The sequence below is a fragment of the Aestuariivita sp. genome (assembly GCF_049276915.1).
GTDB lineage: Bacteria > Pseudomonadota > Alphaproteobacteria > Rhodobacterales > Rhodobacteraceae > Aestuariivita.
In genome coordinates this window covers 1-7,964 of record NZ_JBASXK010000121.1, presented here as the reverse complement: position 1 = coordinate 7,964, position 7,964 = coordinate 1, and the positions used below count along the sequence as shown (strand labels likewise).

The 7,964-nt window shown below is 60.1% G+C and carries 10 protein-coding genes; 1 reads left to right on the top strand and 9 read right to left on the bottom strand.

The window, feature by feature from the left end:
* Positions 1–127: 127 nt before the first annotated feature.
* On the top strand, positions 128–223 hold the full coding sequence (locus WAO69_RS12930) for an SEC-C metal-binding domain-containing protein (RefSeq protein WP_422179765.1): 96 nt from the start codon (positions 128–130) through the stop codon (positions 221–223).
* A gap of 143 nt (positions 224–366) precedes the next feature.
* Here the strand turns inward: WAO69_RS12930 and WAO69_RS12925 are convergent, their stop codons facing one another.
* From WAO69_RS12925 to WAO69_RS12885, 9 genes are all read right to left on the bottom strand, one after another.
* On the bottom strand, positions 367–864 hold the full coding sequence (locus WAO69_RS12925) for a hypothetical protein (RefSeq protein ID WP_422179763.1): 498 nt from the start codon (positions 862–864) through the stop codon (positions 367–369).
* Positions 865–1,035: 171 nt separating this feature from the next.
* A complete protein-coding gene (locus WAO69_RS12920) occupies positions 1,036–1,983 on the bottom strand; it encodes a metallophosphoesterase family protein (protein ID WP_422179761.1) in 948 nt (315 codons plus the stop codon).
* A complete protein-coding gene (locus WAO69_RS12915) occupies positions 1,973–3,403 on the bottom strand; it encodes a hypothetical protein (RefSeq protein WP_422179759.1) in 1,431 nt (476 codons plus the stop codon). The genes WAO69_RS12920 and WAO69_RS12915 overlap by 11 nt, the downstream gene beginning before the upstream one ends.
* A gap of 5 nt (positions 3,404–3,408) precedes the next feature.
* On the bottom strand, positions 3,409–4,050 hold the full coding sequence (locus WAO69_RS12910; protein ID WP_422179757.1) for a hypothetical protein: 642 nt from the start codon (positions 4,048–4,050) through the stop codon (positions 3,409–3,411).
* 72 nt (positions 4,051–4,122) lie between these two features.
* Entirely contained in the window at positions 4,123–5,013 is an 891-nt protein-coding gene (locus WAO69_RS12905) for an SdiA-regulated domain-containing protein (RefSeq protein ID WP_422179755.1), read from the bottom strand.
* 12 nt (positions 5,014–5,025) lie between these two features.
* A complete protein-coding gene (locus WAO69_RS12900; RefSeq protein WP_422179753.1) occupies positions 5,026–5,871 on the bottom strand; it encodes a hypothetical protein in 846 nt (281 codons plus the stop codon).
* A 67-nt stretch (positions 5,872–5,938) separates the two neighbouring features.
* Positions 5,939–6,664 (bottom strand): heparan-alpha-glucosaminide N-acetyltransferase, encoded by a 726-nt coding sequence (locus tag WAO69_RS12895; protein ID WP_422179751.1) that lies wholly within the window; start codon positions 6,662–6,664, stop codon positions 5,939–5,941.
* Between the two features lie 537 nt (positions 6,665–7,201).
* On the bottom strand, positions 7,202–7,498 hold the full coding sequence (locus WAO69_RS12890) for a hypothetical protein (protein ID WP_422179749.1): 297 nt from the start codon (positions 7,496–7,498) through the stop codon (positions 7,202–7,204).
* Between the two features lie 14 nt (positions 7,499–7,512).
* The coding region (locus WAO69_RS12885; RefSeq protein ID WP_422179747.1) for a hypothetical protein at positions 7,513–7,964 on the bottom strand (452 nt) is incomplete at its 5' end.

Sequence of the window (7,964 nt, the reverse complement as noted above, 5' to 3'; positions counted from 1 at the left end):
CAATCGGGTTGGATACATCTTAGCACGCTGTCCGAATTTGCCGGACCACTTCAGATTGATCCATCCAGTCAGTATCTTGATAGGAAAGCTAAGTTCACCAAGTGGCTAGAACTATCAGAGTATTAGCATGGTGAATATCGGCGCAGCCGAAGCGGTAAATCAGACGTTCCTTTGCAAATGCGGATCGGGGCGCAAATATAAGCATTGCTGTGATTCAAATTGAAAAGTTTGAACAAGGCATTTCTGGTTACAACATTTTTCTTGCTGGGCGTTGGAACTGCCAGCGCCACACCGGAATATGATCGTGATGCTTTTGGTGGTTGGTCAGACAGTGACAATGATTGCCAAAACACTCGACATGAATTCCTAGCAGAACTGTCCACTGGTCCAGTTCAATTCAGCGCCAATGGATGCCGTGTTGTCCGTGGGCGATGGTTTCCGATCGGAAGGCGCCTCGATTACCACGGCGTCATGGACCGGTGCACACAGTCCGATCCCGGCCTCCCGGAGTGCGATGCAGGTCAGGCGGAGAATTTCCGCGCCGCCGGCTTGCATGGGCCAGTTCAGTGCGGACCGGGGGTTCGCCTCCATGGCGTGACCGATCCGATACTGCCAGCCCATAGCTGTGGTCAAAGTCCCACCCGCCAGGGCGACGTCCACGTTGCGTTCCGCCCAGCTCCAAAAGACGTGATAGGTCTCCCGGTGTAGCTGCAACAGCTCGCGGGCCTCGTTATGCGCGAGTGCGGCCGCTCCCAGCAGAAGCAGGGCACCGGCGACTACATCCTTGTCCATTTCGGCATGGACCTGGGTCGAGCCTAGAGAAAAGACCACAGCGGTCACTGCTGCTATTGATGCGATTTTCATGTATGCAAACTCCTGAACACGAAGTGGTTTTCCACGGGCGGGACCCGCTGGAAAGATTACCATTCCGAAGTAGCAGGGCAAGAAAAGCGCAACAATCCAGATCGCGAAGCCGCCATCCATAAGCCGAAAACCCTGATGGAAGAATTGATTGTCCCGCCTTGCCCGGATGAATCACCGGGCGTCGGGTGCCAGGTCCAATCTCGTCAGTAACGATGCGCCCTGTCCCAGTTGCGACGGCAGGCTTGTCCAGTCCACGGGGGTCGAGAACGTTTCGCCTTTGTAGGCGGTGATCTTGATGTCTCCCGCTGCGGAAATCTCGAGCAGCGTGAAGCCCCGCTCGCTTCGATCCGTCGTACCGATCAGCGCGCGCGTGCCTCCGCCGAGACAGGCCTGGCCTACAAACGCCGTTCCATCCTTCCAGCCGGGATAGAAGGCGTGGTGATGCCCAGACAGGTGCAGGTCAAGACCGACGGACCCGAACAGGTCTTGCAGACCGGGATCGCCGATCACCTCGGTCTCGCGGCCGACCGCGAAAGGCCAAAGCGGCAGATGACTGAACGCGATCAGGGTATCCTGTCCCGCAGCGACTTTGCGCAGCCGCGCCTCCTGTCCGCCCTCAAGCGAACCTACGACGGTGGCGTCCAAGGACACGAATGTCACGCCCTTCATCCGGAACGCATAGAAGAACGGAAAGTCGCGGTCGTCGGTATAGTTGAGCTGCGGCTTTTTTTCGGTCCATTCCGCCGCATAGATCGCGCGCTCACCCTCGAATCCGCCATAGGCCGACGCGTCATGGTTTCCTGGCGTCACCACCAATGGGATCCCCGCGCGGGTCAGCGGGTCGGTGACCGCTTTGTGGAACGCATCCCACATGGCGCGCACCTCCAGTTCGCTCAGAACCGGGCGGCGTTGCCCCGCAACCATGTCCCCTGTCGAGATCACAAGGTCCGGTGCCAGAGCAATGATGCGCTGCACCGCGTCAGCAATACGCGGGCTGTACTGTGTCGATCCGTACGAGCCGTTGAGGTCCGAGATGACGGCGACGCGCAATTCCTGGGCAAGCGTGGCCCCGCTGACGATCAGCCACAGGACCACGCCGAGGATTGCCCTAATTGCCATCACAGGACACCTTTCGCGCGACGACGGTGCCGGTCTCGAAGAATTCCCTGGGCTCGAGGTCGAATGTCAGAAGTCCCTTTGCGCAACTGTCCCGCAGAAGACCGGCTGCCAGTCCCGTGTTCACCACGATCTGCGCCACCTCGCGTTCGGACAGTCCGAACGAGGTCGTCAGCCATTGCGAGATCTGGCCGCCACCTTGCAGATCGCCATCCAGCGCCATCAGTTTTTCGTATGTACCGGCGTTCATGTGGCGCAGCTTTTCCAGCATTTGCGTGCTCTTGGCGAAATTCGCATATTGCACGCGACCACCAGCATCGTTGTCGTTGAGATTGGTCCGTCGCAGCAGGATGGCATCCGCAGGCACCGATCCATCGCCGGGTTCGTGATGTCTGGCTTTCTTGTGCTTCAGCTTTCCGTCTTCAAGCCAGTAGTAGTATGGCGTGAAGTCGATGTTTCCAACCCGATCCTGCTGGCTGAAGATGAAGTCTAGCAAGACAATCTCGGTCAGTTCCGTCATCCAGAAAGCCATTTGCTGAGGTGGCACGGACGATCCTAGGTCTTTCGAGATTTGCCGATCCTTCCGACCTTCCGTCAGCCCATGTTCGATCGCCTCGGCCAGCGGCTTGTCTGAACGCAGGGCTAGGAAAGCGGGCGTCTTCTGGAAATCCTGGTTCTGGCCCTTTCCCCAGCCCGAAACGCGCGTCCCGTTGATCTCGGAGCCATAGCGATGGCCCGGACTGCTGGTCAACGCACCATAGATTTGCTTGCGATCCGACGTGAACAGGTCGTCCGTCGGCTGGTAACTGGCGGGGTTCTTCTCGGCAGCGACCAACGCCTCCCAGCCGGCATGGTTCATGCGGCCACCGTGGCTCCCGCTGGACAGGGTCAACCCTGCGCGCGCCACATCGTCCATATGCGCCTGCGCGTCGATCGACCGCCATACCGTGACCGGCACTTTCACCGTCGCGTCGAAGTAGCGCGAAAAATGGTAATAGAGCAGCGGAGAGGCAGAGAACGTGCCGCTGGTGCCCTTGGCGTTCATCGTGGGCTTGAACTTGGCCAGGGTCTCGCTGGCCAGCCTATTTGCCGATTTTCCTTCCTTGCAGGCGTTGCGTTCGAATTCCGCCCGGTTGCCGGCATAAGGTCCGTCGCTGATCTCATAGATCATGGTTCCGGGACTGGTGCTCCACGTCTTGGGGCACATGGCGACATTCGGGGCATAGAGATCGATGGCGCAATAGGTCTCTTCCTGGGCAATGTCATCCTTGTCGTAGGTTCCTCCCGGCACCGGCGCGATACGCACACAGCGTTCGGCAAGGCCGTTCGGACTTTGGTGAACATTCTCGACACCGCGCACGAGGTCGGACGCGGTGACCGGCGCGGCGGCCAGGATCAGGGCAAGTGCTAGATGGTTTCTCATGATGTTCATTTCGGACAGATTGCCGCCTGTTGTGCCGCCGATATGTTCAGCGCGGGGTCGACCTTGAAATTCTTGAACTTGCCGTCGATCCAGGCGTCGCAGCCGCCCGAGCAAGGCGCGCCGTTTCGCGCTTCGTCCCAATAGGCCTTTGCTCGGGATTCGGACCAGCCGCAGAACTGCACAAGCGCCATCGCCGACAATGCGCCAGACGAATGCACGCCCCACATGCAATGCACGTAGACTGGCCCTCCATTGCCCATGATCCGGTCATGCACCGCCTTCATGACAGAAGAGGGGCGGGACGAACGGGCCGCCTCGTAGGTCATAGTGCCCGTGCCGCAGGATGTGTTGCCATAGTCCGTATTCTTGCCGAAATCCGCGTAGATGGCACCGGAAAAGCCTGCCTCGCAAAGCTGCTTGCGCTGCGCCGAGGACAGGCCCGTGCGGGACTTGTCACCGCCCTTGAACCCGCCGCGATACAATACCCCGGTCATAACGGGACGTACGAAGGCCAACCCCTCGGCGGGCGAAGGGTTCGAGCGCGACAGCATCTCATTCTCGGACGCGCCGCCCGAGCGCGTCGTGAAATCGGCCGCGGCAGGCACAGCCCATCCTGCTATGATCAAGACCGCCGCGAGACTGGTCATGCTTTTCAAGGATTTCATCATCTTCTCAACTCCGTTTCCAGTGTGAACGGGCACCCAAATGCGCCCGGTAGGCTAGTCAATTCGATATTCCAGAAGACGCGACTTGTTGCCGTCGTCGGTGACGACAAAGACGCTCCGTCCGTCGGCTGCAAGCGCCACACCCTCGGCATTGGACACGCGATGCGGCTTTCCCTTGTCGTCGCTTAGCAGGGCCCAGCCCTTGGCGTGCAGGGTCGACATGCTGAACAGGAAGATCGCCTTGCCGGTATCGCTGGTGATCCATAATCCCTGTCGCGATGGATCCCATTCCAGGCCGGACACATCGAGGCGATCGTCATCCGCCTGATCCGATGCGAAACCCGCGGCCTCGGTCAAGGTGATCACCCGCCGAATGCTGGTGAGGTCCGGGGATATCTCGATCAGCAGCCGGGGCGTCCGTTCCTTGATCACGAAGACCGCGCCGCTTTCGGGATCGACCGTGATCCCCTCAAGTCCGTCGTTGGTGTCGCTGGCCGAGAAATAGACGGCCAGGCCATCGGCACCGTCCATGGCCAGAATGGAATGACGTGTCAGGGTTCCGTCCTGCGCAATCGCGAGTATCTCGGATGTATCCTCGCGCACGGCCAGGATGCGCCCGCCCGCGGGGTCGAGCGCCACCCCTTCGAGACCCGGATCGGACGGCAGCGACGACTTCTTTCTGATTTTTCCCTCGTCATCCAGATGAAACAGGCGCGCTGTGTCGTCGCTGACGGACCAGAACCCGCCACCTTGTGCCAGGCTGAGACCAGACACTTCGGTGAAGTCATGGGCGGGATCGGCGATCTTGTGGGATTTGACGAAACGCAGAACCATGTTCCCATCCGTCCCGGCCGCGGCGGATCCGATCGGCGCGTAACAGACCAGAAAGGCCGCTGCCCAGGCAAGACCGGTTTCGCGCAGACAGTATGGGAAAATCGGGTTCATCTGCTTTTCGGGTCAGTCTATATGCCAGTCAGAAATGCCGGTTTCGCCGGTCTCCATCAGACGCGCCATTTCCCGCTCGAGCGTCGATCGACGCATGCTACGCGGACCACAGACGACGAAATTGGCGATGGGCTTGTATTTTGATTTGCTCATCGAGCGTGTCTTGAACCCGTGTTGCGCCAGTGCATCTCGCAGCGACATCATCGCGTCCGTGGCCAAGCGTCCCTTTGAAAACTGGACCTCCAGAGAAAAATTGACGGGTCCTCCGAACGCATAGATCACGACCCATGCGCTGAGTGTCGTGAAGAGGGCGACAACCGGCAGATCCAGTCCGACGCACAACCCCACCAGCGTTACGAGGATCAGGCGCACCGTGTCGGCGGCTCCATCGTCGGACTTGAAACGCAGCAGGCCACCCAGGCCGAAGAGTACGAAACCGATGAGGTACCCGTGGTGCATGATCAGGAACCCCACGACCATGCCGATCAGGCCATAGATGAACAGATCGCGAGGGGCGTCGAAGTCTGCGCGCGTGCGCCGGGCGATGAGTATGACCGGATGATAGGCAAGAGCGGCGATCATCAGGGTGCTCTCGACGAGCGCGGTCAGGAACTGCACCCATTCGGCAGGGTTCCGCAGTTGTTCCCATCCCCGTCCACGCACCTCGATTTCGGGAAGGATGGAGCCGGTGGTGTCCATGATCTGCGCCTGGGCCGCGCTTGCCGCAAGCCCGAGAGCGACAAGGGCCAGACCTGCCGGAAGAAGTCGCGAGAAGAGGGAAAACGTTGTCACGATTGTGTTCACCTTCTGGAAAGCCCCCGGAGCCACAACGCACTCGGATCGGGGGAATTGGGCCATGTCGGCATTCCCGAGCAGGAGTGCCGCAACAAAACGTCGCTGTTTCGATCATGCAACGACAATTTCATCATGTCACCTGTGCCGTGGCCCAGACCAGTGCCAGGAGAACGGGCTGATGAACCAGGTAGACCGCCAGGCTGTGCCTGCCGGGCCAGGCGAGTGCTTGCACGGGAAAACATTGCGGCCATCTGGGTTCCAGCCGGACCGGGGGCGCGAATTTTGCCACGGCGATTCCCAGGAGGAAAGGCGCGAGCCAGGGCACCATTGGAATGAAATCCATCGAGGGGCGCACTTCCATGCCCAGCCCAGTCCATGCCAGCCACCCGGATTGGAAGACCGAACGCGCCGACGTTATGAAGGCAAGGAGGATCGCCGCAGCGCAGAGCATCGGCACCCAGGCGGCGGTGAAAAGGAACGGGACCCCAAGTACACTGGCGACCGCGATCGCGTGGAGGATGCCGAAGAAGACGAAGTTCGAAGGCATGGCGATATAGGTGGCCAGGCTCACCAGGCAGGCCGCGCCGGCGATCACGATGACACGACGCGCCCAGGCACCGGTTCTGAAGCCGCGGGAATGCGCGAGGACAAGGCTCACGCCGGACAGGAACAGGAAACTTGCGGCAATCGAGCGGGCGAAGATGGTCCATCCGTCGTTCAGGGTGGTTCCCCGAGCGAGTATGCCGAAGACCTCGAGGTCCCGGACCAGGTGGAAAACGATCATGGCGCATAGCGCCACGGAACGGGCGATATCCGGAAGAAGCAGACGGTCCGAGTGGTAGTCTGCACCCGACATCATCTTCTCCGCGTTGTGTCGCTCGCGCTGATGCCCCTCAGCACCCTACACAGGACAACAAGGCCCACAAGGTTCAAAAGTGGTGCAAGCGTCCCGATCCAGGGAAGCCATCTGTCGGGGGCACTGTCAGTCCAGAGAACCCAAGGCAAGCCAAGCGGAACGAGGTAAACCCCTGACAGGGGGTCCCGATCCTGACCGAACAGCCCGAAGACACCGATTGCAAGGAGCACGAGCGCCAGCAGGTACAGACCCGCAAACACCCGGACGACCCATTTGCAGAGCGCTTGCATCATTCGCTACCTGTTCAATTTGCGAATTCGTGGAACATGGCGACTGTCCCACGATTTTCGTGTCTGCGGGCAAGGATCGCGCCCGGCATTGCGAAGTCCGGGATCTGCCTGCCGCCGTTTCGGGAGCCGTCAAGCATCATCGCGCGGCCCGGATGGAACTTGCGACGAAGCGCTCGTTCCATCCGCCTTCGCTTGCCAGGCGGCCCTACCGGGCTCCTGAAGAGACATTCTTTCCTTTGATCCGGTATCAAAGCGTTCCTTCGTTGGTCAAAGACATCGGACGGGATGTGCTGCCGTCGGAATAGGCGATGCATTGCCACGGTGCCTGGTTCGGGCCGACGCCGACCAGCACTTCGGTACCGGCCTGGGAAAAGCTCGAGCTGAGCAAAACGACCTCGGGGTTGCTGGTCTCGACCGTCACGGCTCGGAGGCAGGATTGTTCCGCCGCCGAGGGCATGGACCCGGCGCTGCCGGAATCCTCGACACAGCCACCAACAAGTGTCGCGGTCGCAAGCGCGGCTGACGTAAGCATGAAACGTGTCATCGCTGTTCTCCTTCTCAGCAGTCTTTGGCAGGAAGCATCGTCACGGACGAGTAGCGCCCGTCCGAGGTGACGATCCGCGCGCAGGCGCCGGTCGTGCGGTTGAACCAGTAGGTCGTCAGACCTTCGGTTCTGATCGCTTCGAACCCAAGGTTCTGGATGCCCATTTCAGCTTGTCCGGCGCGCGCGCCCTGGAACGCACTGAGGTCGGACGAGCTTCCCACGGCAGGCACTCCCGCGGTGGTTCCCGTGTCTTCGACGCAGCCGGCCAGTGCCGCAATGGTCGCGACGGTCGCGAGAATTCTTAAGTTTTTGTTCATGGTGTATCGTCTCCTTGGTTTGTTCGAGCTTTTATCGCGTGCGAAACCGGCAATCACTGTATGCCGATTATGATGTTGAATGACCGAGTTGCGCTCGTTCGGTTGATGACGGAACTGTCCATGTCCAGCGTGATCCACTTCGGCGGCTT